This window comes from Pseudoalteromonas sp. PA2MD11 (assembly GCF_017808125.1).
GTDB classification, from domain to species: domain Bacteria; phylum Pseudomonadota; class Gammaproteobacteria; order Enterobacterales; family Alteromonadaceae; genus Pseudoalteromonas; species Pseudoalteromonas simplex.
This window is the reverse complement of the sequence record NZ_JADKNF010000004.1, coordinates 152313-178986: the sequence shown is the minus strand read 5'-3', so window position 1 is coordinate 178986 and position 26674 is coordinate 152313. Positions and strand designations below refer to the sequence as shown.

The 26674-nt window shown below is 41.0% G+C and carries 30 protein-coding genes; 21 read left to right on the top strand and 9 right to left on the bottom strand.

From position 1 onward, the window contains the following. Positions 1-103: 103 nt before the first annotated feature. Genes ISP07_RS07155 through ISP07_RS07145 form a run of 3 tightly spaced genes read left to right on the top strand, consistent with a single transcriptional unit; the run spans position 104 to position 3107 of the window. Positions 104-2587: a YdbH domain-containing protein gene (locus ISP07_RS07155; RefSeq protein ID WP_209327200.1), complete on the top strand. Its 2484-nt coding sequence runs from the start codon at positions 104-106 to the stop codon at positions 2585-2587. Then, positions 2580-2762, top strand: a complete 183-nt coding sequence (locus ISP07_RS07150; protein WP_054551055.1) for a YnbE family lipoprotein — start codon at positions 2580-2582, stop codon at positions 2760-2762. The genes ISP07_RS07155 and ISP07_RS07150 overlap by 8 nt, the downstream gene beginning before the upstream one ends. Positions 2763-2771: 9 nt before the next feature. Beyond that, positions 2772-3107 (top strand): YdbL family protein, encoded by a 336-nt coding sequence (locus ISP07_RS07145; protein ID WP_054551056.1) that lies wholly within the window; start codon positions 2772-2774, stop codon positions 3105-3107. Positions 3108-3181: 74 nt separating this feature from the next. On the opposite strand, the gene ISP07_RS07140 is transcribed toward ISP07_RS07145, so the two are convergent. After that, positions 3182-3724 carry a DUF1415 domain-containing protein gene (locus tag ISP07_RS07140; protein WP_209327258.1) on the bottom strand — a complete coding sequence of 181 codons (543 nt, stop codon included), beginning with the start codon at positions 3722-3724 and terminating at the stop codon, positions 3182-3184. A gap of 63 nt (positions 3725-3787) precedes the next feature. Further along, positions 3788-5047 carry a lipid IV(A) 3-deoxy-D-manno-octulosonic acid transferase gene (gene waaA / locus ISP07_RS07135; protein WP_209327199.1) on the bottom strand — a complete coding sequence of 420 codons (1260 nt, stop codon included), beginning with the start codon at positions 5045-5047 and terminating at the stop codon, positions 3788-3790. A 154-nt stretch (positions 5048-5201) separates the two neighbouring features. On the opposite strand from waaA, the gene ISP07_RS07130 reads away from it, so the two are divergent. From ISP07_RS07130 to hldE, 3 genes are read left to right on the top strand one after another with little or no spacing between them, the layout of a single operon-like run. Then, positions 5202-6656 carry a capsule assembly Wzi family protein gene (locus ISP07_RS07130; protein WP_209327198.1) on the top strand — a complete coding sequence of 485 codons (1455 nt, stop codon included), beginning with the start codon at positions 5202-5204 and terminating at the stop codon, positions 6654-6656. 32 nt (positions 6657-6688) lie between these two features. Beyond that, positions 6689-7279: a D-sedoheptulose-7-phosphate isomerase gene (locus tag ISP07_RS07125; protein ID WP_054560969.1), complete on the top strand. Its 591-nt coding sequence runs from the start codon at positions 6689-6691 to the stop codon at positions 7277-7279. Continuing rightward, the gene (gene hldE, locus ISP07_RS07120; RefSeq protein WP_209327257.1) at positions 7279-8718 is read left to right on the top strand and encodes a bifunctional D-glycero-beta-D-manno-heptose-7-phosphate kinase/D-glycero-beta-D-manno-heptose 1-phosphate adenylyltransferase HldE; all 1440 of its coding nucleotides are present in this window, start codon (positions 7279-7281) and stop codon (positions 8716-8718) included. The genes ISP07_RS07125 and hldE overlap by 1 nt, the downstream gene beginning before the upstream one ends. On the opposite strand, the gene ISP07_RS07115 is transcribed toward hldE, so the two are convergent. Further along, on the bottom strand, positions 8708-9430 hold the full coding sequence (locus ISP07_RS07115; protein WP_209327197.1) for a 3-deoxy-D-manno-octulosonic acid kinase: 723 nt from the start codon (positions 9428-9430) through the stop codon (positions 8708-8710). The genes hldE and ISP07_RS07115 overlap by 11 nt on opposite strands. 124 nt (positions 9431-9554) lie before the next feature. On the opposite strand from ISP07_RS07115, the gene ISP07_RS07110 reads away from it, so the two are divergent. From ISP07_RS07110 to glpG, 6 genes are all read left to right on the top strand, one after another. Further along, a complete protein-coding gene (locus tag ISP07_RS07110; protein WP_209327196.1) occupies positions 9555-10613 on the top strand; it encodes a glycosyltransferase family 9 protein in 1059 nt (352 codons plus the stop codon). Continuing rightward, positions 10613-11164 (top strand): D-glycero-beta-D-manno-heptose 1,7-bisphosphate 7-phosphatase, encoded by a 552-nt coding sequence (gene gmhB, locus ISP07_RS07105; RefSeq protein WP_209327195.1) that lies wholly within the window; start codon positions 10613-10615, stop codon positions 11162-11164. The genes ISP07_RS07110 and gmhB overlap by 1 nt, the downstream gene beginning before the upstream one ends. Before the next feature lie 149 nt (positions 11165-11313). Beyond that, positions 11314-12510, top strand: a complete 1197-nt coding sequence (locus tag ISP07_RS07100; RefSeq protein ID WP_054560964.1) for a glycine C-acetyltransferase — start codon at positions 11314-11316, stop codon at positions 12508-12510. Positions 12511-12565: 55 nt separating this feature from the next. Then, a complete protein-coding gene (gene tdh / locus ISP07_RS07095; protein ID WP_209327194.1) occupies positions 12566-13591 on the top strand; it encodes an L-threonine 3-dehydrogenase in 1026 nt (341 codons plus the stop codon). A gap of 54 nt (positions 13592-13645) precedes the next feature. Then, positions 13646-13963 carry a thiosulfate sulfurtransferase GlpE gene (glpE, locus tag ISP07_RS07090; protein ID WP_054560963.1) on the top strand — a complete coding sequence of 106 codons (318 nt, stop codon included), beginning with the start codon at positions 13646-13648 and terminating at the stop codon, positions 13961-13963. Next, entirely contained in the window at positions 13960-14775 is an 816-nt protein-coding gene (gene glpG / locus ISP07_RS07085; protein WP_209327193.1) for a rhomboid family intramembrane serine protease GlpG, read from the top strand. The genes glpE and glpG overlap by 4 nt, the downstream gene beginning before the upstream one ends. Before the next feature lie 40 nt (positions 14776-14815). On the opposite strand, the gene ISP07_RS07080 is transcribed toward glpG, so the two are convergent. Continuing rightward, entirely contained in the window at positions 14816-15184 is a 369-nt protein-coding gene (locus tag ISP07_RS07080; RefSeq protein ID WP_371351978.1) for a flagellar basal body-associated protein FliL, read from the bottom strand. 201 nt (positions 15185-15385) lie between these two features. Here ISP07_RS07080 and ISP07_RS07075 point away from each other — a divergent pair, with 201 nt between their 5' ends. After that, positions 15386-15931 carry a chorismate--pyruvate lyase family protein gene (locus tag ISP07_RS07075; protein WP_209327192.1) on the top strand — a complete coding sequence of 182 codons (546 nt, stop codon included), beginning with the start codon at positions 15386-15388 and terminating at the stop codon, positions 15929-15931. Next, on the top strand, positions 15928-16806 hold the full coding sequence (gene ubiA, locus ISP07_RS07070; RefSeq protein WP_209327191.1) for a 4-hydroxybenzoate octaprenyltransferase: 879 nt from the start codon (positions 15928-15930) through the stop codon (positions 16804-16806). Before ISP07_RS07075 ends, ubiA begins: the two co-directional genes overlap by 4 nt. Here the strand turns inward: ubiA and ISP07_RS07065 are convergent, their stop codons facing one another. The 4 genes from ISP07_RS07065 to ISP07_RS07050 form a co-directional block, all read right to left on the bottom strand. Beyond that, on the bottom strand, positions 16807-17427 hold the full coding sequence (locus tag ISP07_RS07065) for a 2OG-Fe(II) oxygenase (RefSeq protein ID WP_209327190.1): 621 nt from the start codon (positions 17425-17427) through the stop codon (positions 16807-16809). It lies immediately after the preceding gene. Between the two features lie 140 nt (positions 17428-17567). Then, positions 17568-18455 carry a LysR family transcriptional regulator gene (locus tag ISP07_RS07060; protein ID WP_054551071.1) on the bottom strand — a complete coding sequence of 296 codons (888 nt, stop codon included), beginning with the start codon at positions 18453-18455 and terminating at the stop codon, positions 17568-17570. A 119-nt stretch (positions 18456-18574) separates the two neighbouring features. Then, positions 18575-20101, bottom strand: a complete 1527-nt coding sequence (locus ISP07_RS07055; RefSeq protein ID WP_054551072.1) for a response regulator — start codon at positions 20099-20101, stop codon at positions 18575-18577. Between the two features lie 51 nt (positions 20102-20152). Then, positions 20153-20560: a DUF2721 domain-containing protein gene (locus ISP07_RS07050; protein WP_054551073.1), complete on the bottom strand. Its 408-nt coding sequence runs from the start codon at positions 20558-20560 to the stop codon at positions 20153-20155. 86 nt (positions 20561-20646) lie between these two features. Between ISP07_RS07050 and ISP07_RS07045 the strand changes: the two genes are divergently transcribed. From ISP07_RS07045 to tsaD, 3 genes are all read left to right on the top strand, one after another. Continuing rightward, positions 20647-21012 carry a DUF2007 domain-containing protein gene (locus ISP07_RS07045; protein ID WP_054551074.1) on the top strand — a complete coding sequence of 122 codons (366 nt, stop codon included), beginning with the start codon at positions 20647-20649 and terminating at the stop codon, positions 21010-21012. Beyond that, the gene (locus ISP07_RS07040; RefSeq protein ID WP_054551075.1) at positions 20996-21586 is read left to right on the top strand and encodes a YjaG family protein; all 591 of its coding nucleotides are present in this window, start codon (positions 20996-20998) and stop codon (positions 21584-21586) included. The genes ISP07_RS07045 and ISP07_RS07040 overlap by 17 nt, the downstream gene beginning before the upstream one ends. A gap of 62 nt (positions 21587-21648) precedes the next feature. Beyond that, the gene (tsaD, locus tag ISP07_RS07035) at positions 21649-22662 is read left to right on the top strand and encodes a tRNA (adenosine(37)-N6)-threonylcarbamoyltransferase complex transferase subunit TsaD (RefSeq protein WP_054551076.1); all 1014 of its coding nucleotides are present in this window, start codon (positions 21649-21651) and stop codon (positions 22660-22662) included. A 9-nt stretch (positions 22663-22671) separates the two neighbouring features. Here tsaD and plsY read toward each other — a convergent pair whose 3' ends face one another. Next, positions 22672-23274 carry a glycerol-3-phosphate 1-O-acyltransferase PlsY gene (gene plsY, locus ISP07_RS07030; RefSeq protein WP_138599657.1) on the bottom strand — a complete coding sequence of 201 codons (603 nt, stop codon included), beginning with the start codon at positions 23272-23274 and terminating at the stop codon, positions 22672-22674. Positions 23275-23501: 227 nt separating this feature from the next. On the opposite strand from plsY, the gene folB reads away from it, so the two are divergent. The 4 genes from folB to mpl all read left to right on the top strand — a co-directional run bounded on the left by folB (position 23502) and on the right by mpl (position 26652). Continuing rightward, positions 23502-23858 carry a dihydroneopterin aldolase gene (folB, locus tag ISP07_RS07025; protein ID WP_138599658.1) on the top strand — a complete coding sequence of 119 codons (357 nt, stop codon included), beginning with the start codon at positions 23502-23504 and terminating at the stop codon, positions 23856-23858. A 2-nt stretch (positions 23859-23860) separates the two neighbouring features. After that, positions 23861-24349 carry a 2-amino-4-hydroxy-6-hydroxymethyldihydropteridine diphosphokinase gene (gene folK, locus ISP07_RS07020; RefSeq protein WP_054551078.1) on the top strand — a complete coding sequence of 163 codons (489 nt, stop codon included), beginning with the start codon at positions 23861-23863 and terminating at the stop codon, positions 24347-24349. Beyond that, positions 24346-25149 (top strand): undecaprenyl-diphosphate phosphatase, encoded by an 804-nt coding sequence (locus ISP07_RS07015; RefSeq protein WP_194441813.1) that lies wholly within the window; start codon positions 24346-24348, stop codon positions 25147-25149. The genes folK and ISP07_RS07015 overlap by 4 nt, the downstream gene beginning before the upstream one ends. A gap of 159 nt (positions 25150-25308) precedes the next feature. Then, complete coding sequence (gene mpl / locus ISP07_RS07010; RefSeq protein ID WP_054551080.1) at positions 25309-26652, top strand: UDP-N-acetylmuramate:L-alanyl-gamma-D-glutamyl-meso-diaminopimelate ligase; 1344 nt, start codon at positions 25309-25311, stop codon at positions 26650-26652. The last annotated feature ends 22 nt before the right edge of the window (positions 26653-26674 follow it).

The window sequence follows — 26674 nt, the reverse complement described above, 5'->3', positions numbered from 1 at the left end:
ACTATCATGTGCGGCCTTTTTGTTTATAATGTTCTGAGAAGCGAGAAGCGAGAAGCGAGAAGCGAGAAGCGAGAAGCGAGAAGCGAGAAGCAAGGAGAGTTTTTTGAGTTTTAAGCGAGCGTGTGTTGGATTACTAGGTATCGTGCTAAGCATGGTGCTGTTGGCGTATCTGTTCAGGTTACCACTGACATCGTGGTATTTAACACCTATGCTCAGTAAAAATGGCATTGCGCTTCACTGTGTTGATTGGTCATTAACTCGCAAGCTTGATTTGAATATCGAGAAATTATGCTTAACTTATCAAGGGCAGCAAATTGAGTTAGCTGGCATTATTGCGAATAAGCAACAGGTTAGTGTTTCTCGCGCTAACCTCATTGTTAGTGACCTTACAAATAAACAACAACCAGACGCTTCACAAACTGAATTTAAAAAGCTTGCCTTGGTATTACCCGAGCAAAGACCGCTAATAAGCATTGAGCAGCTTGACGTAGTCTCACCGTTTACCGACACCCCTGTTAGGCTGGCGATACAAGAAAAACGCCTAAATCATTTTACGATTTCACGGGATCTCAATGCAGACGTTGTAATATCTAATTATGAAGTCAAAGCCAACATCACCTTTGATGAGCAAGTGGCAGAGAGGTTCGTAACATTGCCAAAAAGCAGCCATTTTACTATTCAGTCACAGATTAAGTTTGATGGAATTACAGTTGCAATTGAAAGCTCAATCAATGCAAGTTATCAGCATGCTTTAGGGGAGTGTGACCTAGGTTTTGCCAGTGAAGGGCAATTGAGTGCTAAGTATCAATTAAATCAACAGCATTTATACGCGGATTTATCAGCTTTACAAAATCAACTGAGCGCAAAGCGAGACTGCTTAAACAGCATCGCAGACCAACAGCATCAATCATTTATTGAAGCGCAGTTACCGCTTACTTGGCAGTTACACATTGAAAAACCAGTGAGTATAGAAGATAAAAATCTTTCAGCCCCAATCATAAAGCTGCAAGCTATAGAAGGGCAAAGTGAGGTGACAGTCAGTAATACATCCCTTTCTTTGCTGGATCCGCTCACATCACTGAATAGCCAAGTTAGCATTGATTTTAATAGTAAAGATATAGATGAGCTTAAGCTCAACGCGCATTTGCATGAAAGTAGCGTTAGCGCTGATTTTCAACTGTCGGTGGATTCACTACCTGCATTTTTAGATTTTCAGTCTGATGGCGCTTTGACTGAGGGTTTTGGGGTTGAAGGTATTGGGGCTAAAGGAAAGCTAAATATTGAAGGGTTATTTACTAGCCCTACAGCTAAACTGAATACCAATATTAGTGTTAAAAATGCCCTAATATCGGGGGCTCAGATAGCTGATTTTAGCAGCGCAATTAACACTGAGTATAATGCCCAGCAGCACCTAGTTGTTAACGCTAATAGCAAGGTTAAATCATTAACTTATGATGATATTAACGCAGCAAAAATTAGCAATGAGCTTACTCTTAGTACAGATCTCAGTGTGGGGGAATTATTTGCTGATATTGATGCCAAAACCACAGCCGCTAAATTATCAACAGCAGATCTTAGCTTAAATAAGTTGTCTGTTGTGTCAAAAGCTCTTCAAAGCCGCGCCTTGCAGGCAACACATCATGTATTTGCCGATGGCTTTGAAGCGCTTGTTAGCCATCATATGTCAGAGGTTGCCCATCCATTTGAATTGGTGATACCAGAGCAGGCCGTATCCAAGCTAAACCCAATAATTGCTCAGTTTGAGCCGCTAGTTACCGTCACCGACGGAGTCGTTTCGGGCAATATAAAAGGGGATGTAAATCTTCAGCAAGCACAAGGGCACGTGCAAATAAGTAAATTCAGTGCGCTTTATAATGATTATCTAGCGAATGATTTTGCAGTGAATTTGAACGGCACGTTTAATTCAGGGCAGCTTAATATTGCAGCGACTAAATTTACACTCAATGAACTGCGCGCAGGTGTCGTGGTCAAAAATATACAAGGTCAGTTGCAGGTAACAGCTAATCAGCCTTGCGCAGCTAATCTAACTGGTCAGGTTATGGGCGGGGCATTTGTGGTTAATAAGTATTGCCCACTCAATGATAACCAAACCGCGACTGTTAAATTTGAAAATATTGATGCCAGTAAGTTGGTCACCCTTGATGCTGAATCAGGGATTAGCTTAAGTGGGCGCTTAGCAGGCACTTTACCCGTTGTAATAAGTCAACAGGGTATCGAGGTAAAGCAAGGGCAGTTAGTTAATCAGGGGGATGGCAAATTACTGATCACCAATAATGCGGGTTTTGAAGCTGTAAAAGCGCAGCAACAAGAGCTGAGTACCACGCTGAGTTTGCTTGAGAATTTAGATATTAAAAAGTTACGTAGCAGTGTTAACCTTAAACCGGATGGCTGGTTACATTTAGGTGTTAATTTAGAGGGTTATAATGAAGCGCAGCAGCAAGCAGTGAACTTTAATTATAATCATGAAGAGAATGTATTTACTTTACTTAGAGCGCTGCGTTTAAGTGATGAAATTACTCAAAGAGTTGAGAAAGAGTATGCAAAAAAAGGAAGCAATGATGGCTAAGTGGTTAGTAATGCTCACGGCGGTAGGCATGCTGAGTGCCTGTACCCACCGTGTTGAAGTGGCAGCAAAAGAGCCGATTACAATTAACTTAAATGTAAAAGTTGACCATGAGATCCGCGTAAAAGTGGATAAAGAACTAGATACCTTATTCAGTGATGACAGCGAATTATTCTAAGGAGCACACATGCGTAAATTACAACTTAAAAAACTAAATGTGATCACCTTGATCAGTGCTGTTTGTTTATCTTTCTCTGCTTGGGCTATCAGCCTTGATGATGCAAAAAGCCAAGGCTTAGTAGGTGAAGACAGCTCAGGCTATTTAGGTTTAGTGGTTAATAACAGCGAAGCAAAAGCGGTCGTTGATGAAATTAATGCAAAGCGTAAAGAGCAATATTTAAAACTTGCGAAAAAGAACAATCTTTCGTTAGCGCAAGTTGAAGCCCTTGCAGCTGCTAAAACTATCGAGAAAACGAAGCCGGGTCACTACATTGAAGTGAACGGTGAGTGGGTAAAAAAATAACTCACTAAATTTAATAGCTATAAAAACAAAAAGCCAGCATTACTGGCTTTTTATCTATAGAACGCTGGTAGGTGTTAGCGCTTATCGATGCAGTTTTGCAGTAGCTGCTGCCAAAAATCGATGCCTTTGCGTCTTGCAAGTTTAATGTTGTGCTCTGGGATAGATTCGGGCTCATCGTAGCTGTCTAACGCTTCGCTCATGCTGGCTTCACGGATTAAATGCAGTGTTGGGTAAGGTGCACGATTCGTATAGTTTGCAGCATCGCTGTCATCGCTATCAGCAAATACATAGTCAGGGTGAAAGTTGGCTATTTGATACTTACCTTCATAGCCTTGTGCAGCTAAAAGCGCATTGGCTAAATCGACTAAATCTAAGAACTCTTCAAAATCTTTAAAGCCTTGCTCAAACATCAACAAAGTGGTTTCGCGCTCTGCTTGTTGGTCTAACGCGCTACATTGCTCAAGCATATCCATTACTGCATCATCAAGCGTAATAGACTGACTGATTTGATAATGAATGCAATTGCTTTCTACTTCTTTACGGGCAAACGGGCAGAAATTGTATTTTACGATTACGCTTGATACCCATTCGCGCGTTTGTATTTCTGGGCGATTCATCGCTTGCTTTGAAGTCACATTATTTCTCTTTTCTATCTTACTTTTCTATCTTACTTTTCTATCTTACTTTTCTAAGTAATGCTGAATTAATTTAACCGTTTTACTAATGGCGCCTTGATTGTTAGCAACGCATTTCGCAGCTTGTTGACCGAGCTTAATCGTCTCTTGTACATCAGTGCTCAAAGCGATAAGTGTGTCAGCAAGGTGATTTTCATCGGTAACGGTTTTTGCTCCTTGAGCACTAATCAGCTCAGGATAAATATGGTCAAAGTTATAGGTATGAGGACCTGCTAATACGCCAACAGAAAACGCTGCTGACTCTAACGGATTATGGCCGCCTCGCTCGATTAAACTACCACCAACATAGCTGATGTTTGCCACACCATATAAGCATTGTAACTCACCTAACGTATCAGCTAACACAACTTGTTGCTTGTTATAGTTATCTTCACTGCGACGACTAAAGCTCAAATTTGAGCTTTTTAAAACTTCAGCGACTTTATCAAATTGCTCTGGGTGACGTGGTGCAATAATCAAAAGTGCGTGGGGTAACGCTTTTAACAGCTTCTTATGAGCAGTTAAAATAAGCTCATGTTCAACAGGGTGAGTAGAGCCTGCAACCCAGATAAATCGCTCGTTGTTATATTGGTTTTTAAGTGCTGCAACTTTATTTAATTGCTCATCTGTAGGCATGATATCAAATTTAATTGAGCCAAATACGCGTGCCTTTTCAGGCTTTAAACCAAGTTCAATAAAGCGTTTTGCATCATCTTGATTATGACTGGCCAGATCGCTAATAGAGTGCATGATCACTTTAGTTAAAGGCATTACCTTTTGGTAGCCTTGCTGTGATTTAGCTGAAAGCCGGGCATTTAAAACAAGTACTTTTGTGCCGTTATTGTTGCTTTGTGCCATCAGGTTTGGCCAAAGCTCAGTTTCTAAAATACACAGTACATTTGGCTGGACTCGTTTTAAAAATCGCTTCGTAGCGAAGAAAAAATCAATCGGTAAATAACTACAGCTAACCGCATCTTTAAAGTTATTTTTTATTTGTTCGCGACCCGTTGGGGTATTGCAGGTTACTAAAATAGTAAGTGCAGGGTTTTCTGATTGAACGGCCTTGATAAGCGGCGTTGCTGCTAACACTTCCCCTACAGAGGCACAATGAAAAACAACATCGTGATGAGATAAGTTCGAAAAGCCAAAGCGCTCAGCAAAATGCTCACGGTAACCCTTATTCTTTTTGCCGCGTAAAACATACAGGTAAAAAACAACCAGTGGGCTTAGTAGGTATAAAAGTAAAGAGTATAAAATGCGCGCCATTGCTTAGCCTATATAGGTAAAACGTTATGATAGCGTGGAACCTTTGGGATCTAAATATAAAATGTTAAAAAGGGTTATTAAAGAAAGTTTTAAAGTGTTTACTGTTAGCTAATTTGGTAATATTTCGGTTACTTAATAAATCAACGAAGCAGTTATGAAATTTAAAATGATAAAAGCCTCGGTAATTGGTGCTTTTCTAAGTTGTTCAATGCCTTTATTTGCAGCACCAACCGCTTATTTACCTCTGGGTATGGATGCACAGCTTGATCATCAATTAGATACTTTGTTTGCCTTAACCACAGGCGCGCCTATGGTTAAACCTTATCGTTTATCGGAAGTAGAAAGTGCGCTTCTTGAGCTTGAAAAAAAAGAGCCAGGACTAGTCGCAGCTATCCGTTATAAAATAAAGCCTTATCAAAGTGATGATGCAGTAACACGTGCTGGTGTTAAATTACAAGTTGATACAGACAACAGTAAAAAAATAGCAAATCAACGCGGACTTAGCTCTGATGAATGGGGACAAGGCTTTTTTGAAGGTATTTGGCGTGCCAATGATTACACGCTAGTACAGGTTGGAGTTGATTACCGAGCCAAGGCAAATAAGTTTGTAAATTACAATTCGTTTATTAGTTTTGCTGGTGAAGATTTACAGTTAAACCTTGGGTATAAAGAACATTGGTTCTCGCCGTTTAAGCATTCTGCACAAATCATTTCAACCAACGCAAAAACAGCCCCGTCAATTTCGATCGGTATGGTAAAGCCTGCTCATAATTGGTGGAATTTTGATTTTGAGTTGTATTATTCAGAGTTAGAACATGTTGAGAATGGTATTTTATATCAAGGTGAACTTCATAGTGGTACGCCTAAACTTGCGGGTACTCACTTCAGTATTGAACCTATTAGTGGTTGGAAAATTGGCCTTAACCGAATGATGCAGTTTGGCGGTGGGCCTCGTAAAGTAGATGCTGGAGATGTATTTGACGCTTTTTTTGATCCTGCCGGAAATGATAATGTTGCATTAGTAGGTAGCTCTGATGCGGAGCTGGGCGATCAGTTCGCTTCAATTACAAATGTAATTAACTTTAATTGGGGATTGCCAACAGAGCTTTATTTTGAATACGGTGGTGAAGATACTAAAGAGCACAAAAACTATCAGTTTGGTAATGTCGCTTATAGTTTAGGGGCTTTTTTCCCAAAATTAACAGACTCAATAAGTTTTAGATTTGAACATACCAATATGCACAGCTTTTGGTATAAAAATTATATTTATCCTACTAAGGGTAATACGGTAGATGGATTTGTTGTTGGACATTTTGCTGCAGATCAGCGTTACTTTGGTGACGGCGTACCGTCTGAAGTAAATGTTTTAGAAGTGACTTATTCTGAATCTTTTCAGTCTCTATGGCGTGCTAAAGTTTCAACCATTTCGAATAAAAGTAACTACGAGTATGATATAGGTGGATTTAGTCGAGAATATGATGATGCAATTGAACTTCAACTAAGTAACACGCGTCAATTAAACGAGCATACATTAGAGACAACTCTTACCTATGGTGAAGATGTTTTTGGCGATAACTATACTTGGTTATCTGTAGCCTATTTTTGGTAAGCAAAGCCGTTAATACTTTTTAAGGAATATTTATGTCAAATCTTGATTCTGTAGCGGCAAGCTACCTAGAAAGTTTAAATCGTCATCAAATGTTGTTTGAGACGATGGAAACCTACCACCCTGAAGTAATGCAACTACTAGAAGCCTGTCACAGTGCTTTGCAAGCAGGTGGTAAAGTAATTTGGTTTGGTAATGGCGGTAGTGCGGCTGATGCGCAGCATTTAGCTGCTGAGTTTGTTGTGCGTTATAAATTGGAGCGTGGTCCACTTGCTTCTATCGCATTAACAACAGACACCTCAATTTTAACCGCTCATAGTAACGACTATCACTTTGATACTGTATTTGAGCGCCAAGTGCAGGCGTTATGTAAGCCTGAAGATTTGGTGATTGGCTTAACCACATCTGGCACTAGCCCTAACATCAATCTTGCACTGGCAGCGGCAAATGAAATCGGCGCCTTTACTGTGGCATTAACAGGTCGAGATGGTGGTAAGGTAAAAGATATCGCTAAGCTACCTATTATTATTAAAAATGATGAAACCGCGCGTATCCAAGAGGCGCACATGTTTATCGGGCATTGGTTATGCGAAGCCATCGATATGGTTGTAGCGGAGCAAAAGTAATGGATTTAGCGTTACTAAAAAACCTTTCAAAGGCGCGTATTTTAGTCGTTGGTGATGTCATGCTAGATAGATACTGGCATGGCGACTCAGGTCGTATTTCGCCTGAAGCCCCTGTACCTGTTGTAAAAGTCAGTAAGTTTGAAGACAAAGCCGGTGGTGCAGCAAACGTTGCAAAAAATATTGCCCGTTTAGATGGTAAAGTGGGCCTACTAGGCTTAGTTGGTGAAGATGAAAGTGGGCAAATCCTCGAAACAATTTTAAGTTCAGAGAAAATTGATTCGCAATTAGTGAGTGTTTGCGATTTACCGACTATTTCTAAAATGCGAGTAATCAGCCGCCATCAACAAGTTGTGCGTCTTGATCTTGAAGAGACCTTTACTGAGCAACACAGTCAACTGTTATTAAACCGTTTAGAGCTGGTTTTAAATGACTACGATTTTGTGTTGTTTTCTGACTATAACAAAGGCTCACTGAGCTTAATTCAACAAATGGTTCAGGTTGCAAAGAAAGCAGGTAAAACGGTTCTTATTGATCCTAAATCATCTGATTTAAGCTTGTATCGTGGTGCAGATTACATTACGCCTAACTTAAACGAATTTAAGCTTGCTGGTGGTTTGACGGACTCTGAGCAAAACTTGACTGACAGCGCTCGTAAGTTAATTAGTGAAGCGGGCATTGCTGCTATGTTGTTAACTCGCTCAGAGCAGGGGATGTCGTTAATCAGCCAAGCAGAAAAACATGATTTTGCAGCCCAGCAGCTTGAAGTCAGCGATGTAACCGGCGCTGGCGATACTGTAATCGCGACGCTTGCAGTGATGCTTGGTGCGGGTATGGCTGCAAAAGATGCGGTTGAAATTGCCAACCTCGCTGCTGGTATTGCGGTGAGTAAACTGGGTGCCGCAACCGTGTCCCCAGAAGAGTTGAGCCGAAAGCTTGGTCAATATTTACAGCAAACCGGCGAGCATTATCAAACGCCGTTTGAAGATGTGCTTCAGCACATTGAGTTTGCTAAGCAAAATGGTGAAAAAATAGTTTTCACTAATGGCTGCTTTGATATCCTTCACGCAGGTCATGTGCGCTACCTTGCTCAGGCTAAAGCGCGAGGCGATAGACTTGTTGTTGGCTTAAATAATGACGAATCAATCTCTCGTTTAAAAGGCCCAGAAAGACCAATTAATCCACTGGATGAACGTGCCATGGTGTTAAGTGCGCTAGCGTCAGTTGATTGGGTTATTCCATTTGGCAGCATTGAAGAAAATGACACACCAGCTAAGCTGATTGAGCAAATTAGCCCTGATGTACTGGTTAAAGGCGGTGATTACACCGTTGACCAAATTGCCGGTGCCGATCATGTATTACGCCATGGCGGCAAAGTCGAAGTACTTGAGTTTCTTAATGGATGCTCAACATCAAACGTAATTAGCAAAATTAAGTCTTAAGCAATGCTTGGTAGTCACACACCAGTGACTGCCAATCTCTTTGTTGCCAATGCATCACTTCATTACGGCCTTGCTCTTTTGCAAACGAACGGGCAAGGCGCTTAATGTTCTCTGTTTGCCAGCTAGCATGTGGCTGTTTGATTTCACCGCGGTCAAAGTCAATGATAAATACCTTACCTGTATCATCGAACAAGATGTTATTAATGTTTAAATCTGCGTGATAGACGCCATGATTGTGAAACTCGCTGAGAGTGACAGCTATCGCTTTTAGCTCAGACTGGCTAAGTGGACGCGTGATTAAAATATCTAACACGCTTTTGGCGCCTGTTACTGCTTCGGTGATGATATCGCCGCGATAGATTAAGCCATGGGTAGTAACTTTTGCTGCAATGGGGGTCGGCACATTTAGGCCAAGTTCAAGCAAACGCATCATCAGTGTAAACTCTTTATAGACACGAGTTTGCTTTAAACCAACATATAGGTACTGATCGCTCAGTAACTTACCAATTAAACCACCACGCCAATAGTGACGAAGAACGCCTGTAAGCTGTTGATGTTTAAAAAACCACGCTGTTGCACGACCTTTTTTGGCACCAACGATTTTATCTTGTTGTTGCCAATAATTGGCATCGAACCACTGTTGCGTGAGCTCGTCTTTATAAGCTGGGTGACACAAAAGGGTGGTGCTTTGCAGATGCTGAGTTTCAAACATAACAACTTCAAGATTAAATAAAATTAGCGCTATCTTACCGTATTTTTAGCTTTTCGCATAAGTGCTTGCATTAGCATCAAGTTAATTTAAGATCGCATATTATTTGCTGTAGCTAAGGGCGCACGTGACTCAATCAACCTCCTATTCAGATATTTGTATTTTAAGGCTTTCGGCTATTGGTGATGTATGTCATGCCGTATCAGCAGTGCAAGCAATTCAAAAGGCACATCCGAAGGCAAAAATTACCTGGGTGATTGGTAAAGTTGAGGCCATGTTACTGGCTGATTTACCTGGCGTTGAGTTTGTTGTGTTCGATAAAAAGCAGGGCAAACAGGCTTATCAGCAACTAAAAGATACGTTCAAGGGGCGTAAATTTGATGTGTTATTACATATGCAAGTCGCACTCAGAGCTAATCTAGCAGCCCGTTGTATTCCTGCAAAAGTCAAAGTGGGGTTTGATTGGGCGCGCTCAAAAGAGTTACATAGCTTGTTTATTAATAAGCGTATTGCCACGCAATCAGAGGCGCATGTATTAGAAGGTTTTAAAGGTTTTGCTCAAGCAATAGGGACCCCTGATTACAAACCTCAATGGCAAATGCCAATAACTGAACAGCACCAACAAGCAGCCGATGCGCTATTAGGCAATGAGCGTTTAGCCGGGCGTATTTTTGTTATCTCGCCTGCGGCAAGTAAAAAAGAGCGTAATTGGTTACCTGAGCGTTATGCTGCACTTGCTGAACATGCTCATCAACAAGGCTTTTCGGTGGTTATTACTGGTGGCCCAACCCCTTTAGAAATTGAACTTGCCGAGCAAATTATCGCGCAGAGTTCGGCACCTGTGCTTAACTTAGTAGGGAAAACTCAGCTAAAAGAGTTGTTATGTGTTTTGAAACGTGCGGCGTTAGTGTTAGCTCCTGATACTGGGCCTGCACATATGGCGGTAACGGTAGGAACGCCTGTTATTGGTTTGTATGCCCACTCAAACCCAAAACGCACAGGGCCTTATTTGTACCAAGATTATGTTGTTGAGGTTTATCACCAAAACTTACGAGAGCAAACAGGCAAAACGGCGCAAGAGCTACCCTGGGGAACACGCGTTAAAGGGGCTGATTTAATGGCGCAAATAAGTGTTGAAAAGGTGGTTTCGATGTTTGACCACGTGGTAGATAAAGAGCAATTGTAATGAGCAAAGTTTTATTTTTAGACCGCGATGGTGTGGTCAATATTGATCATGGCTATGTATACAAACCAGAAGAGTTTGAATTTGTACCCGGTGTATTCGAGGCATGCAAAGCTTTTGCTGATGCTGGTTATAAAATTGTGGTGGTAACTAACCAGTCGGGTATTGGCCGTGGTTATTATTCAGAACAAGATTTTTCCAACCTCACAGAGTGGATGAAGGGCGAGTTTTTAAGTAACGGCGTTACTATTCTTGATGTCTATTTTTGTCCGCATCATCCAAGCAAAGCAGAACCTGCCTATTTGCAAGAGTGTAATTGTCGCAAGCCTGCCCCAGGTATGCTTTTACAAGCCATTGATGAGCATCAAATAGATCCATCTCAAAGTATTATGGTTGGTGATAAGCTTGGCGACCTTATTGCCGCTGAGAGAGCCAATATCGCTACCCGCGTTTTAGTTCGTTCAGGGCAAAGTTATGCCGAGTCAACAGAACAACATGCCGATGTAGTCTGTGAGTCTTTAGCTGAGTTACCTGCTTTAATTTTACAGTCTTAGCAGGTAAGACCAGTTTTATTTCGCAAGCCTTAAGGTCTGCGACGAACTGCAAACAGTGCAATTGTTCGTCTAAGCTTTTACAATAGGCGCAAAATTTAATGTCATGCTAATCATTTCTGGTTAGATACAAGAATATGTGGAGATTACAGATGAGAGCATCTGCGTTTTTTAATCAGTTGCAGCAGCAAATTGATGAAGTGAAAGCTGAAGGCTTATACAAAAGCGAGCGTGTTATCACGTCACAGCAACAGGCTCAAATTGAAGTTGCCTCTGGTGATAAGGTCATTAACTTTTGTGCTAATAACTACCTTGGCTTAGCAAATAGCCCAGAGTTAATTAAAGCAGCTCAACAAGGCCTTGACGATCATGGTTTTGGGGTTGCGTCTGTACGCTTTATTTGTGGTACTCAAGATATTCATAAAACTTTAGAGCAAAAGATCTCTGAGTTCTTAGAAACCGAAGACACTATTCTTTACTCATCATGCTTTGATGCCAACGCAGGTTTATTCGAAACAATCTTAGGCCCAGATGATGCAATCATCTCTGACGCGCTAAACCATGCTTCGATCATTGACGGTGTGCGTCTTTGTAAAGCAAAGCGTTTCCGCTATGCAAATAACGACATGAGCGACCTTGAAAAGCAACTTATTGCTGCTGATGAAGCGGGTGCTAAAACTAAGTTAATCGCCACTGACGGTGTTTTCTCAATGGACGGCGTAATTTGTAATCTAGAAGCGGTTTGTGACCTAGCTGATAAATATGATGCATTAGTGATGGTTGATGACTCTCACGCGGTTGGTTTTGTTGGTGAAAATGGTAAAGGTACGCCGGAGTACTGCGGTGTACTTGATCGTGTTGATATCATCACAGGTACCCTTGGTAAAGCACTTGGTGGTGCATCAGGCGGTTACACATCAGGTAAAAAAGAAATTGTTGAGTGGTTACGTCAGCGCTCTCGTCCTTACCTTTTCTCAAACTCACTAGCACCATCAATTGTTACTGCATCAATTAAAGTACTTGAGATGCTAAGCAATGGCGGCGAGTTACGCGCTAAACTTTGGGATAACGCAAAGTATTTCCGTGAACAAATGGAAGCTGCAGGATTTACCTGTGCAGGTAAAGACCACGCTATTATCCCTGTCATGTTAGGCGATGCTAAAGTTGCCTCAGCCATGGCTGACAAATTACTTGCCGAAGGTATTTACGTTACAGGTTTCTCATTCCCTGTAGTACCTAAAGGCCAAGCACGTATCCGTACGCAAATTTCTGCGGCGCATACAAAAGAGCAATTAGATACCGCTATTGCTGCCTTTACCCGTATTGGTAAAGAAATGGGTGTTATCTAATTTTATTTCCTAAACCGAAGCTTTTGCTTCGGTTTTGTTTAATTGAGTATAAATCATGAAAGCATTATCTAAATTAAAAGCAGAACCAGGGATCTGGATGACTGATGCGCCAAAACCTGAAGTTGGCCATAACGATCTGCTTATTAAAATCCGCAAAACAGCAATTTGTGGTACAGATGTCCATATTTATAAATGGGATGAGTGGGCACAAAATACAATTCCTACGCCAATGGTTGTTGGCCACGAATATGTAGGTGAAGTGGTTGATATGGGTCAGGAAGTACGTGGTTTCCAAGTGGGTGACCGTGTTTCTGGCGAAGGCCATATTACCTGTGGTCATTGTCGTAACTGTCGCGCTGGTCGTGTGCATTTATGTCGTAATACAACAGGTGTTGGTGTAAACCGTGAAGGTGCATTTGCTGAATACCTTGTGATCCCAGCTTTCAACGCATTTAAAATTCCAGATAACATTCCTGATGAACTAGCATCAATCTTTGACCCATTCGGTAATGCAGTACACACAGCATTGTCGTTTGACTTAGTCGGTGAAGATGTATTAATCACAGGTGCTGGTCCAATTGGTATTATGGCAGCCGCTGTTGCCAAACACGTGGGTGCACGTCATGTGGTTATCACCGATGTGAACGAATACCGTCTAGATTTAGCGCGTAAAATGGGCGCGACTCGTGCCGTCAACGTAGCGAATGAAAAGCTTGAAGATGTTATGAAAGAGCTTGGCATGACAGAAGGCTTTGATATCGGTCTTGAAATGTCAGGTGTGCCGGTTGCATTCAACAGCATGTTAAACAACATGAATCACGGTGGTAAAATTGCCATGTTAGGTATTCCACCTTCAGATATGGCAGTTGATTGGAACCAAGTTATTTTCAAAGGTTTAATAATTAAAGGGATTTACGGCCGTGAAATGTTTGAAACCTGGTACAAGATGGCGAGTCTAATTCAGTCAGGTCTTGATCTGAAACCAATTATCACTCACCAGTTCTCTGTGGATGACTTCCAGGCAGGCTTTGATACAATGATTTCAGGCCAATCAGGTAAAGTAATCCTCAACTGGGATTAATACTGAGTTATTTGATAGGGCGGCTTTGGCCGCCTTTTTAGTTTAGAGAGTACTATGTCGTATAAACATATTTCAGTGAGCGAAACGTTTGCGCTGTTAGATAAAGAAGAGGTTGTGATTGCTGATATTCGCGATCCAAACTCATTTCAAACTGGGCATATCCCAGGTGCTGAACATTTATCAAATGCCAATATCAGCGAATTTATGATGCATAAAGAGTTTGACCAGCCAATTATCATTGTTTGTTATCATGGTGTAAGTTCACAAGGTGCTGCTAGCTATTTAGTTGAGCAGGGTTTTGAAGACGTGTACAGCATGGATGGTGGCTTTACAGCATGGCAGACGCAACTTCCGGAGCATATTGAACGATGATTGAGTTGGGTAGCATAAATAATCCTCGCGCCGCACAAGGCTTTATAGATTACATCAAAAGTAAGGGCTTACATGGTGAGCTACGCTCGCAAGATGGGCAAACTGTGATTATTTGTGTTGCTCCAGAGCACTTTCATCAGGCTCAACCACTTTGGCAGGAGTTTGCGGCTAACCCTCATGACGAAAAATACCAACAAGCTTCATGGCAGGTGGGCAGTACACAATCGCCTCTGTCATATCAAGGCCAATCACTTAATTTAAAAGCCCGTTTTAAGGCATTAAGCTGGCTAAACCGTACAGTTACTCTAGTCTCGATAGCTATATTTGTGGCCTTCTTATTGGGTGGTTTTGAAACTATTTATAGTATGTTGCAGTTCAACCCTGCACAGCCTCTAACTTGGTTTACACCTGCCATTGTGCACTTTAGCGCTGTTCATCTTATTTTTAATCTGATCTGGTGGATGACGCTGGGTAACGATATAGAAAAACGCAGCGGTAAATTAACCTTAGTGGGTTTATTTTTAGTGACGGCATTCATTAGTAACTGGGCACAGTTTTTAGTTGTTGGGCCTAACTTTGGTGGTTTAAGCGGCGTTGTGTATGGTTTACTGGGTTTTTGTTGGATCTACAGCGTAATGAGGCCAACAGAGCCGCCACTAGTAAGTAATAGCATTGTCGGTTTTATGCTGGTATGGCTTATTCTTGGCTTTGTAGATATGTTGCCTGTGAGTATGGCGAACTGGGCGCATTTAGCGGGGTTATTGGCTGGTATGGCTTATGCTGTGTCAGACAAGCTTCTTTCACGCAAATAATCGCGTAAATAAAATGGCGGCTTATGCCGCCATTTTACAATTAATGATATAAATACTTAGTAAATAACACTTCTCGGACAATCTCTTGTCCTGTTTCTTGTTTTAGTAGTGCTTTTAGCTTTTCGGTACAGCGCTTTCTGATTTCTTCGCGGCCGGTCAGCGATTTAATGTTTTCTTCTGGCTCTTTGGAGAGTATTTCAACAATCGCATCACGCAATAGTGGAGTGTGGTGTTCTACGATTGCGATATCAGATAGATCATTGAGCATGAGATCCACCGTAATACGAACATAGCCAAGCTTTTTATTACCTTGGCCTATGTAGTTAGTGATGATGTCAGGCTCAAAACCAAAGTAGCCAACATTTGATTCAGCGCGTACAGACCAACTTGTTGCAGTAACAAGTAGCATGCTTATCAAGTAAATTGATAACAATGATTTTTTCATAGTTAAGAATATTCCACCCTTTCAATGATTTTTAGTCTATACCCAAATTCACTTAAGATACAGGCTGTTCTGCGTTTTTTAACCCAGCTTGAGATTAAATCATGACTTTTGCCAAACGTGCAGCAGTGATATCATTTGCACGGTTTTTAAAAATAATGAGTCGTTGTGATCACATTCCCAGTTTCATTAGCTGCAAATTGGCAGCCTGCTTCAGCATTTCCAGATTTGACGCAACAACAGCAAAGTTGGCTGCTTGAAGCTGGGTCTTTAACAGCTAAGCTTAAAAGTCACTGTCAGGCCTTTTCAGTTAAAGTTTTAAACGAAGCACCTTTTGACTTAACCCGCGAGCAACAAGCATTACTCAATACCTCTTTAAGTCAGGCATTAAATCGCGAAGTGTTACTACTATGCGATGGTAAACCAATGGTTTATGCGCAAAGCTGGTTGCCGGCAGATGATACATTAAAAAAGCAGCAGTTACTAAGTATGGGAACAAGGCCGCTTGGTGATGTTATTTTTCAAGACCCAAACTTATCGCGCACTGAAATAGAAGTTGCTGAGTTTTCACAGCAGCACGCTATTCAAGCTTTAACAGCTGAAATAGGCTACTCTTCACAAGCATTGTGGGGAAGGCGCAGTGTATTTAGCTTATCTAATGCTCATTTTCTCGTGGCTGAAGTATTCTTACCTGGAGCGTATATTTACCTATGAAGCTAGCTGCACTTAAGGTCGCACATATAGCTTACTATAAGCAATTAATGCGTACCGATAAGCCAATAGGCACTTTATTATTATTGTGGCCTACTTACTGGGCGCTATGGCTTGCCGAGCTTGGCACGCCTAGCTTATTAAATTTTGTGGTATTTAGTTTGGGTGTCTTTGTGATGCGCAGTGCCGGCTGTGTAATTAATGACTTTGCCGATCGTAAAATCGATGGCTCAGTTAAGCGTACAGCTCAGCGACCGCTAGCAGCAGGTTTAGTATCAAGTGGTGAAGCTCTGAGCTTATTTGTACTGCTCATTGTGGTGGCGTTTGGTTTAGTGTTAACACTTGGATGGTCAACGATATTATTATCGTTTGGTGCCTTAGCATTGGCGTTTTGTTATCCATTTATGAAGCGTTACACCCAGCTGCCGCAAGTTGTACTTGGCGCGGCATTCAGTTGGGCTATTCCAATGGCCTACATGGCATCCATAGGGTCAGTACCGTTAGAGGCCTGGCTACTATTTACCGGGAACCTTGTTTGGACTGTGGCTTATGACACCATGTACGCCATGGTTGATAGAGATGATGACTTAAAGATTGGCGTTAAATCGACAGCAATCTTGTTTGCCAGCTATGACAGACATATCATCTTTTTACTCAATGCCTTATTTATTGCGATTCTTGCTTACATAGGTATGAGTCATCACCTTGGCTTGCCATATTGGCTGGGCTTAGCTGCAGCGGTTGGTTTTTTACTTTATCAACAAACGCTTATTCATAAACGAGAGCGAGAGCCTTGCTTCAAAGCATTTTTGAATAATCACTATGTGGGGTTAGTGATTTTTATCGGTTTAGCAGCATCCTTGCCACTGTCCTTTTAATTATCTTGGTGGGTCGATAATACCGCTGATTGAGGCATTTTTTCTGAACCAACCCGCAATAGAGTAGCGTACATCGTTTGCGGGTAATACTTCATGCATAAAGCGTTCGCTTTCAAACATCACCAATAAGCCCGCTTGAGGTTTAATGACTATTTCAATCTCTTTACTCTTTGGTTTGTAGATCACCAATTCACCGCCAGATTCTGGCGTATTTAAGTAACAAACCGTTGTAAAAATGCGATTAGAACGGCCTTTGAAGGCATCATAGTGCTTTTTATAAAAGTCACCTTGTTGATACTTTGCATAATGGCATTCATAGTCAAATAAGCCTAAATAAAAGCCACGGTTTAACTGTGTCTTTATTGCTTCCATGGTCGCCAGGTAAGTAATTTGTGCTTGGCTTGAGCTATCAAACCAAAAGGTTTTATCTTTACGCACAGTTTTATCTATTTGTTGGTCGTTTAATCGGCCAATACCTGCGGTATTAAAATGCGGATTAATGCGATAGCAATCGGCAATTAAATCAGCAATTAAGCTTTCATTAATCGCGTTTTCAACAACAGCATAACCAGTACGTTCAATAGCATCTAAGTATGTGTCGGTAATAAGCGGTGCGGTCATTCATGTACACAATCAAAAAAAGGTGCGTAAGTGTATATGAAAAATTGTGTGATGCACGCTTTTTATGCAGTAAAAATGAAGAAATAAAAAAAGATTGGCTAGCCTGATTAATTACAGGCTAGCAGTAGATTAAATAGCTTCTAACCTTGGCTTGAAAGGGCCGTTTTTTCAATGAGATCGAGTAAGTGGCTAACGTGAGAATTCTCATTGATTTGTTGGTTTGTTTGGATTATTAGCTGGTCGTGTGCGATACCTTTATTAGTTTTTAATAATAGTAACTCCGGATCAGATGACACACTATTAGCATGCTCAATGCTGGCAATCGCGATATGGTTTGATTTTTTCAGACCATCCATAACTTGTTCAATACTGCCTACTTTGATGCTTGATGTTTTATCAAAAGAATCAATTGCATCGTTTAGCATAGATTGCACTTGTTTTGACTGTGAAAAACAGCTGTACATAGGGTAGTCAGCTAAGTCGCGTTTACTAATGTCACTTTTATTTGCAAGCGGGTGGTTTTTAGCCACGAAAATGATTAGTTGATCAGGTAAATGTATATCGCTGCCAATGCTGTTCATCGCTTGCGAACATACACTGATATCAATTTCACCTAATTGCAGTTTACGTACTAGCTCACTTTGCTCTTGCAACTGCATCTCGATTTTCACATGAGGGTACTGCGCTAAAAACTGACCGCAAGAAACAGGCACAACCGTGCTCGCTTTGTTGGTGTAGCCAATAATCAGTTTTTCACTTGCGCAGCCGTTTAATGATTCAAATAAATGCTTCTTGGTTTCTTCAAGATTGTCGAGAGTTTGTTTTGCATACTCTAGGAAAAGCTCACCTTCTTTGGTTAACTTTACTGAGCGAGTAGAGCGAGTAACTAGCTCATAACCAATTTCATCTTCAAGTGTTTGAATGCTTCTAGTTAATGCAGAAGTGCTTATTTGAGTTTTCTCTGCAGCTTGGCGGAAATGCCTTAGCACGCCTAATGCTACGAATTGTTCAAGTTGTTCAAATCTCACTTTAATAGTCCCTTGTTATAAGTAAGCCCTACATCCAGGCGGTACAATTTTACATCACGAGAGGCATAGTAAAGTATTGTACCCGTATTGGGAAGTACTTGTTTTACAGAAAAGTTACATCAATCAGGATAACGTTCCTTAATTTCTAAGAAAAGCGCTAAATTTTCAAGTAGCTGATCGACTAAAATTGGATCAAAATGTTTCCCACGTTGCTCTTTTATCAATGAGAGAGCATCATCGAGTGGCCATGCTTTTTTGTAGCATCGGTCACTGCAAAGTGCGTCAAATACATCTGCAATTGCAGTAATTCGACCAACAATATCGATATTATCACCAATTAGTCCTTGCGGATAACCAGTTCCATCCCATTTTTCATGGTGTTGGTAGGAAATTAAGGCCCCACAATTTAATATTTCGTTTGTTGAGTTTTTTAGTATTTCATAGCCAGTTTCGGCATGAGTTTTCATTATTTCCCATTCTTCATCAGTGAGTTTACCAGGCTTATTTAGAATCTTGTCTGGAATACTAATTTTACCAATATCATGTAATGGTGAAGCCAGTTTAATGATTTCACAGCGGAACGAATCCAAGCCATATAATTTTGCGAGTAACTCACTGTACAAAGCGACACGTTTAACATGTGAGCCAGTTTCCTTTGAGCGCTTTTCGACTGCTTCACCAAGAATATACGACAACTCTTTTTGTGACTCTTTGACCATTTCTCTAAGCTTTAAGTTGTCATAAGCAAGTGCGATATTATTGGCGTAAAATTCTAGCAGTTGATAGTCTGTATTTTGCAGCTTTGAACCTTTATTGACATACAACATAGTTTCAAGGCCTGCTTTTGTTGGAAAGTAGCCAATGTAATCTGTGCTGTTTTTTAAAGACGATTTTCTTTCATGCGCATCAATAAATAAGTTTTTTACATCCTCAGGAATTTTATTTTTACATGGAGTTGGCTCAACACCTGAAGCGGCAAGTAATTGAAAGTCATTAGCTGGCGATGATTGCAGGTTAACCGCAGCGGCACAATATATTTCTCTGTCACTTATCCCCATTACGTTAGTAACATGGTTTAAAATTGTGGAGGCAAACTCTTGTACACTATCACATTTTAGGAAATTGGCTGAGGCATTGATAATTTGTTCGAGGCCATGTTTATGATGATCAATAATCTGAATATCACGATGTGAACGTAGCGCTGAATAGAGCAAAGTTTTCATTTTTATCGCGGTGAGCTCAGTTTTATTTTTGTAATCATTGATATCGTAATCACGAATGATGGCTTCTTCAGGGGCTTCCCCAGGCTGACCTGTACGCAGTATTAAACGTATATCATGGTTTTCTATTTCATCGCGGATGTATTGAATGAGATCGAGGCCTGCGTGGTTTGTTTCCATTACCACATCAACAAGTGCCACTGAAAATGGAGTACCTTTACCTAAAAGCTCTCTCGCTTCAGCAGCAGAATAGGCATGATAAAAGCGAAGCGCTTTATTTTCAAAAGTGAACCCAGCTAATACTAGTTTCGTAACTTGATGAATATCTTCTTCATCATCAACAACAAGAATATGCCAGTATTCAGCCTCTTCCGTACCTACATTATTTTCTTCTAAGGATTCTTCAGAAAATAAAAAATCATCCACAAAAGCACCACTTATTGTTGTATCTCATACAATAAGTATAGAGGGTGAATTTTACTCTGCCTTATCTGAAAGAGGTTTTTTTTCGATATTTTTCAATTCAATCTCGATTGCATCGCAAGAAATGTGGATCTCATACAAAGAGGTGAGAAGCGACAAGGCTAAGCACGCGAGGCTGATGCCAAATAAAATGATTCCAGTAGTATTAAATTCTATAAATAATGCAAACATTGATAAGGTACACATTAAAAAAGAGGCAACACCATAAACTTGCATTACGCGAATTAATTTAATGCGTTTTCTTAAATTGGTAATCTGTGCAACAACTAATGGGCGGATACTTTCTCCTTCACGTGCATTGAGCTCTCGAATAAGCTGAGCAAGCACCAAAAAACGGTTGGTGTAAGCAAGTAACAGTAAAGAAATTGCTGGGAATAACAATCCCGGTGTTGTTAAAGTCATGTGGCTACCTTGAAATAAGCATTGCAGCGAAGTTAGTTGCTAGCGTAGTTTAGGATTTAAAGATAGAAAAGTAAAAGGGAAGTGATTTGCAAAACAGTAATTTAAATCAACCTGCGAAGCAGGACCCATTCACTTGGGTAAAAGTGTTTCAGGCTGAAAATGGCTTAGAGGCAAACATTATTAAAGGGCTTCTAAAAAGTAAAGGGATCGAATCGCAACTGCAAGGTGAGCTTTTGCAAGGGGCGCTTGGGGAGATCCCATTTGAACAAACAGGGGTCGATATACTTGTTTACGCATTAAAAGAGCGCCAGGCGCAAGAAATATTGCTAAACTACCGGCAATTAAAACAATCGGCTCCTGACTGGGTATGCCCAAAATGTCATGAGCTTAACGGAGCAACATTTGAAATATGTTGGTCTTGTGGGACTGTAAAGAATGACGAAAGCGAATAATTTTCAACGTATTAGAGAATTAAACTATTTGCAAAAAGCGGTATTAGGTGGCGCATTACTTGAGCGTATGTTGCCTAATTATAGCTTATTTAGTGAAGCAACAGGGTTCGGTGATGCCGCGGTTTTTCGTAGCGCATTGAGTGTTTGCTGGGAAAAAATCTTACTGCCAAAAAGTAAAATCAGCCTTGAAAAGCAAATTGAAAAAATTGAACCAAACGTGCCAGAGCTTACTGACTTTGACATGTTTGGCACCTATCCCGCAATCGATACAGCGACAGCTTTGCTTGGCATGCTGCACGGTTTGATAGCCAAAGATGAACAAGAGTTTTTAAATATTAGTAAAATTTCACAGGCTTCAGTGGCTCGTTTCATTGAATATCAACTAACAGTGGATGGTGAAATTGCTGATAACAAAGCTGTTCGTGAACACCCTTTAATGCAGTATGAAATTGATGTGCTTGCAGAGCTTATTGATTTTGTAGAGCAAATGGGCCGAATTACCTCAGAGAACGTAAAAGAGCTTAAGCAACTTGCGGTATCTGACGGTCAAACCAATATTGGTATTGCAATTTAATATTCAGTAATGCGTATTTTCACTGTAAAATACGCATTTGTTTTTTCTTGGCGGAGTAATTGATGCGAATTTTAGGTATTGAATCATCATGTGATGAAACGGGTATTGCCATTTATGATGATGAACAAGGCTTATTAGCACATCAACTGTATAGCCAAGTAAAAGTACATGCTGATTATGGCGGTGTGGTACCTGAGCTTGCGTCACGCGATCACGTACGTAAAACCTTACCTTTGATTGATGCTGCCTTTGCACAAGCGGGTTGTGGTCCTGAAGACTTAGATGGCATTGCATACACCGCAGGCCCTGGACTTGTTGGTGCACTTTTGGTGGGAACCTCAATTGGTCGCTCACTGGCTTATGGTTGGAATATTCCAGCGGTTGCTGTACATCATATGGAAGGTCACCTACTTGCGCCAATGCTTGAAGAGGACAAACCGGAATTTCCGTTTATCGCACTACTGGTGTCTGGCGGCCATACTATGATGGTAAAAGTATCTGGCATTGGTGAATACGAAGTGCTGGGAGAGTCAGTTGATGACGCGGCTGGTGAAGCATTCGATAAAACCGCGAAGTTATTAGGTCTTGATTACCCTGGTGGCCCGCGTTTAGCAAAACTTGCGGAGCAGGGTACGCCTAAGCGTTTTGTATTTCCACGTCCGATGACTGATAAACCCGGCTTAGATTTTAGTTTTAGTGGTTTAAAAACGGCGGCATCGCTTGCTATTCGTGATAGCGATGATGACGAGCAAACCAAAGCTGATATTGCTCATGCATTCCAAACAGCGGTAATTGATACCTTAATCATTAAATGCAAACGTGCATTAAAGCAAACTGGTATCAAACGTTTAGTGATCGCCGGTGGTGTGAGTGCAAACGTGCAATTGCGTGCGCAACTTGAACGAGTAATGCAAGGCATGAAAGGGCGTGTGTATTACCCGCGCACAGAGTTTTGTACAGATAACGGTGCAATGATTGCTTACGCTGGTATGCAGCGCTTAAAAGCAGGGCAGTTTGCTAGCCTTGATATGAAAACTAAGCCGCGCTGGCCTATTGATTCACTCGAAGCGCTTTAATTTACATCACTATTCCTGCTCTGGGGCTTTTTTCTTAGCCCCTACTTTAGGTTCCTCCCCAGCCATCAAGCGAGTAATGTTTGCTCTGTGGCGGAAAATTATCAGTACGGTTAAAAAGGTAACTGGCAGAGTATACAAAGGTTTTATCCACCAAGTATAAATAGGCGCTAATGAAACCGTAACCAGTGCCGCGAGAGATGAGTAACGCGTGATAGCAACAATTAAAAGCCAAGTTGCAATCAACATCCCCCCTAGCGATAAACCAATGGGTAATAACGTGCCAAAAGCGGTCGCGACGGCTTTACCACCTTTAAAGCTAAAAAACAGTGGATACATATGACCCAAACAAGCAGCTACACCAATTAAACCTAACATTAGTGGCTCTATCTTTAAAAAGTAAGCACCCCAAACAGGGATGGTTCCTTTTAAAATATCAAAGACAAGAACTAAAACAGCGGGGACTTTACCACCAAGGCGATAAACATTTGTAGCACCCGGGTTATTCGATCCATGACTGCGTGGGTCTGGTAGTTTAAACAGCCGAGATACAAGGATAGCGGAAGAGACCGAACCTAGTATGTAAGCCAAAACTAACATTAAAACTTCTAACACGCGCTTCCTTATTTTTTAATCTGCACTTTTGGGCTATCATTGGCGGCAAAACCATTTGCCACTCTCGTCGAGTCGGATGTAAGCACCCTATGCAATGCATCTATTCGTTATTGTAGGGGTAATTTTTACATATTAAAACAGTATGAAAGCTTATATAGCGCATTATTAAAATTAATAAGCGTTAAGGCTGAGTATTGTTTTTAATATTTATGTCGCTTGGAGTATCAATGGACAAGGTATATATATCACAACTGCACGTAGACACCATCATTGGCGTGTATGATTTTGAAAAAGAAAGTAAACAAAGCCTGTATTTTGATATCGAAATGTTATGTGATATTTCTGCCGCAGCGGCGACAGATGATATAAATTTGGCTCTTGATTATGCCAAAGTGAGTGAGCGAGTGATTGAGCACACAACGGCAAAACCTGTTGAGTTACTAGAAACTTTAGTTGAGCAATTAGCTGCCATTATTTTAGCTGAGTTTGCGACCAGCCAAGTCACTATTCGCGTGAGTAAACCAGCCGCAGTGCCACAAGCGCAAACTGTTGGAGTTGAGATCACCCGATGTAAGGCAAATTAGAGATGGCGCAAATTTTTATAAGCCTAGGTTCTAATGTCAATAAAGAGCACTATCTTCGACAGGCGCTTATCGCGCTGAAAGCTTACTTTCCTGATTTTATTCATTCATCAGTATACGAAAGTGAAGCGGTGGGGTTTGCAGGTAGTAATTTTTATAATTCAGTGGTTGCAGCAAAAACAGATATGCCATTAGCTAAACTATGTAAACTACTGAAACAAATTGAACTTGATAATGGCCGTACCCGCGAGGATAAAAAATTTAGCCCACGGACATTAGATCTCGATTTATTGTTTTATGATGACATTATCTGTGAAACACCTGCGCAATTACCGCGGGATGAAATAACCAAAAATGCGTTTGTATTACAGCCTCTTGCTGAAATAGCGCCTGATTTTTATCACCCCGTAGCTAAGCTAACTTTGGCTGAGTTATGGAATAATTATAACAACCCCCAACAAAAACTATGGAAGGTGGAGTTTTCTAACCCATGAGTATTATTGAGATAATTGTTTTAGCCCTGATCCAAGGATTGACTGAGTTTTTACCTATTTCGAGCTCAGCGCATTTAATTTTACCCTCACAAGTTTTAGGTTGGCACGATCAAGGCTTAGCATTTGATGTGGCTGTTCACGTTGGAACCTTAGGTGCAGTTGTATTGTACTTTAGAAAAGAAGTGGTCGATATTCTTGGTGCTTGGTTTAAGTCGTTTGGTGCACAAGGTGCAACCGATGATAGTCGTTTAGGCTGGTGGATTATTGTTGCTACTATTCCTGCATTATTAATTGGTTACTTATTCAAAGATTTTGTAGAGAGCTACTCGCGTAATGCATGGGTTATTGCCACCTCAACCATCGTATTTGGTTTGCTACTTTGGTATGCCGATGCTAAAGCAAAGCAAGTTAAAAATATTTACCAAGTAAACTTTTTTAGTGCGCTATTGCTGGGCTTTTCACAAGTGCTTGCTATGGTATTCCCTGGTACATCCCGTTCAGGTATTACTATTACAGTGGGTTTAATGCTGGGCCTAAACAAACAAAGTGCTGCGCGTTTTTCATTTTTAATGTCAATTCCAGTTATTGCTGCAGCAGGTTCATATTATGTGTATCAGTTGGCTACAGCAGGTGAGGCGATTGATTGGCATGCAATTTTACTAGGCGCTGGTTTATCATTTGTGTCGGCTTACGCCTGTATTTTCTTTTTCTTAAAAGTGATTGAGCGCATGGGCATGATGCCATTTGTTATCTATCGCTTACTATTAGGTGTTGGTTTGTTTGCATTCTTAATGTTGTAAACAGGCTTTAAACTTAATTCAAAAACACCTCACGTTGAGGTGTTTTTTTATGTTGGCTATTTGGCAATACTCTAATGCCGTGTAGTAATGGTAAGTAAAGCTTATATTTGGCATTATAGCGCCTTACTTATCTCTTATTCATTTTGCTCAGGACAGTAGATGCATATTCATATTCTTGGAATTTGTGGCACCTTTATGGGTGGTATTGCCGCAATCGCTAAATCGTTAGGTCACACAGTGACAGGCTCTGATCAAAATGTGTACCCGCCGATGAGCACACAATTAGAAGAGCTAGGTATAAAGCTCACTCAAGGATATGACGTTGCCCAACTAGAACCTGCGCCAGATATGGTGGTAATTGGTAATGCTATGAGTCGAGGCAATCCTTGCGTTGAGTACGTACTTGATAAAGGCTTACCTTATACTTCTGGCCCAGAATGGTTAAAGCATAATTTACTGCAAAATTCGTGGGTGTTGGCTGTAGCAGGCACACACGGCAAAACAACCACAGCTAGTATGCTAGCATGGTTACTTGAATACGCTGGAATGACACCGGGCTTTTTGATTGGTGGTATCGTGCAAAACTTTGGTGTGTCTGCTCGTGTTGGCGAAACACCATTTTTTGTTATTGAAGCCGACGAATACGACACGGCGTTTTTCGATAAACGCAGTAAATTTGTACACTACTTACCGCGTACCTTAATTCTGAATAATCTTGAATTTGATCATGCTGATATTTTTGAAGATTTAAACGCGATAAAGAAACAATTTCATCATTTAATGCGTACATTACCTTGTAGTGGCAAAGTAATTTGGCCAAGCCAAGACGAAGCACTACAAGATGTGATTGAACGTGGCCTTTGGAGCGAAAGCGAAACACTGTTAGGTGATTGGGATTACCGCTTACTTAAAGCTGATGGTAGTGAATTTGAAGTGCTACTAGATTCACAAGTTCAAGGTGTTGTCAGCTGGCAAGCCATGGGCGAGCACAATGTCAAAAATGCCATAATGGCCATTGCAGCAGCCAGACACGTAGGCATTGCGGTATCAGTCAGTATTGCAGGCTTAGCTGAGTTTATCTCTCCTAAGCGGCGTATGGAGCTGAAAGCCGACATTAACTCAATAAAAGTGTATGACGACTTTGCCCATCATCCAACGGCAATTAAAACGACCTTAGCAGGGCTACGTGCAAAAGTAGGCACTGATAAGATAGTTGCTATTTTAGAGCCTCGTTCAAACACTATGAAAATGGGCGTGCATCAACAAACCTTAATTGATTCACTCGATGCAGCAGATGATGTGTATTTATTTGAGCCAGAAAATTTAAGCTGGTCGCTGAAAGAATATGCAGACAAAGCAGGTATGCATTGCATGAAAAGCACTGAGGAAATCATTACTCAGGTTGTTGGCAACAGTGCGCCGTCACAACATATTTTAATTATGAGTAATGGTGGTTTTGAAGGTATTCATCAGCGTTTAATCACAGCTCTTGAACAAAACTAACCAGTATACGGAGCTTAACTGT

Bases quoted from the DNA above. Each gene is read 5' to 3' on its own strand.
- ISP07_RS07150 (WP_054551055.1), top strand. From the start codon at position 2,580: ATGGCTAAGTGGTTAGTAATGCTCACGGCGGTAGGCATGCTGAGTGCC.
- ISP07_RS07145 (WP_054551056.1), top strand. From the start codon at position 2,772: ATGCGTAAATTACAACTTAAAAAACTAAATGTGATCACCTTGATCAGT.
- ISP07_RS07140 (WP_209327258.1), bottom strand. From the start codon at position 3,724: ATGAATCGCCCAGAAATACAAACGCGCGAATGGGTATCAAGCGTAATC.
- waaA (WP_209327199.1), bottom strand. From the start codon at position 5,047: ATGGCGCGCATTTTATACTCTTTACTTTTATACCTACTAAGCCCACTG.
- ISP07_RS07130 (WP_209327198.1), top strand. From the start codon at position 5,202: ATGAAATTTAAAATGATAAAAGCCTCGGTAATTGGTGCTTTTCTAAGT.
- ISP07_RS07125 (WP_054560969.1), top strand. From the start codon at position 6,689: ATGTCAAATCTTGATTCTGTAGCGGCAAGCTACCTAGAAAGTTTAAAT.
- hldE (WP_209327257.1), top strand. From the start codon at position 7,279: ATGGATTTAGCGTTACTAAAAAACCTTTCAAAGGCGCGTATTTTAGTC.
- ISP07_RS07115 (WP_209327197.1), bottom strand. From the start codon at position 9,430: ATGTTTGAAACTCAGCATCTGCAAAGCACCACCCTTTTGTGTCACCCA.
- gmhB (WP_209327195.1), top strand. From the start codon at position 10,613: ATGAGCAAAGTTTTATTTTTAGACCGCGATGGTGTGGTCAATATTGAT.
- ISP07_RS07100 (WP_054560964.1), top strand. From the start codon at position 11,314: ATGAGAGCATCTGCGTTTTTTAATCAGTTGCAGCAGCAAATTGATGAA.
- tdh (WP_209327194.1), top strand. From the start codon at position 12,566: ATGAAAGCATTATCTAAATTAAAAGCAGAACCAGGGATCTGGATGACT.
- glpE (WP_054560963.1), top strand. From the start codon at position 13,646: ATGTCGTATAAACATATTTCAGTGAGCGAAACGTTTGCGCTGTTAGAT.
- glpG (WP_209327193.1), top strand. From the start codon at position 13,960: ATGATTGAGTTGGGTAGCATAAATAATCCTCGCGCCGCACAAGGCTTT.
- ISP07_RS07080 (WP_371351978.1), bottom strand. From the start codon at position 15,184: ATGCTACTTGTTACTGCAACAAGTTGGTCTGTACGCGCTGAATCAAAT.
- ubiA (WP_209327191.1), top strand. From the start codon at position 15,928: ATGAAGCTAGCTGCACTTAAGGTCGCACATATAGCTTACTATAAGCAA.
- ISP07_RS07065 (WP_209327190.1), bottom strand. From the start codon at position 17,427: ATGACCGCACCGCTTATTACCGACACATACTTAGATGCTATTGAACGT.
- ISP07_RS07050 (WP_054551073.1), bottom strand. From the start codon at position 20,560: ATGACTTTAACAACACCGGGATTGTTATTCCCAGCAATTTCTTTACTG.
- ISP07_RS07040 (WP_054551075.1), top strand. From the start codon at position 20,996: ATGACGAAAGCGAATAATTTTCAACGTATTAGAGAATTAAACTATTTG.
- tsaD (WP_054551076.1), top strand. From the start codon at position 21,649: ATGCGAATTTTAGGTATTGAATCATCATGTGATGAAACGGGTATTGCC.
- folB (WP_138599658.1), top strand. From the start codon at position 23,502: ATGGACAAGGTATATATATCACAACTGCACGTAGACACCATCATTGGC.
- folK (WP_054551078.1), top strand. From the start codon at position 23,861: ATGGCGCAAATTTTTATAAGCCTAGGTTCTAATGTCAATAAAGAGCAC.
- ISP07_RS07015 (WP_194441813.1), top strand. From the start codon at position 24,346: ATGAGTATTATTGAGATAATTGTTTTAGCCCTGATCCAAGGATTGACT.
- mpl (WP_054551080.1), top strand. From the start codon at position 25,309: ATGCATATTCATATTCTTGGAATTTGTGGCACCTTTATGGGTGGTATT.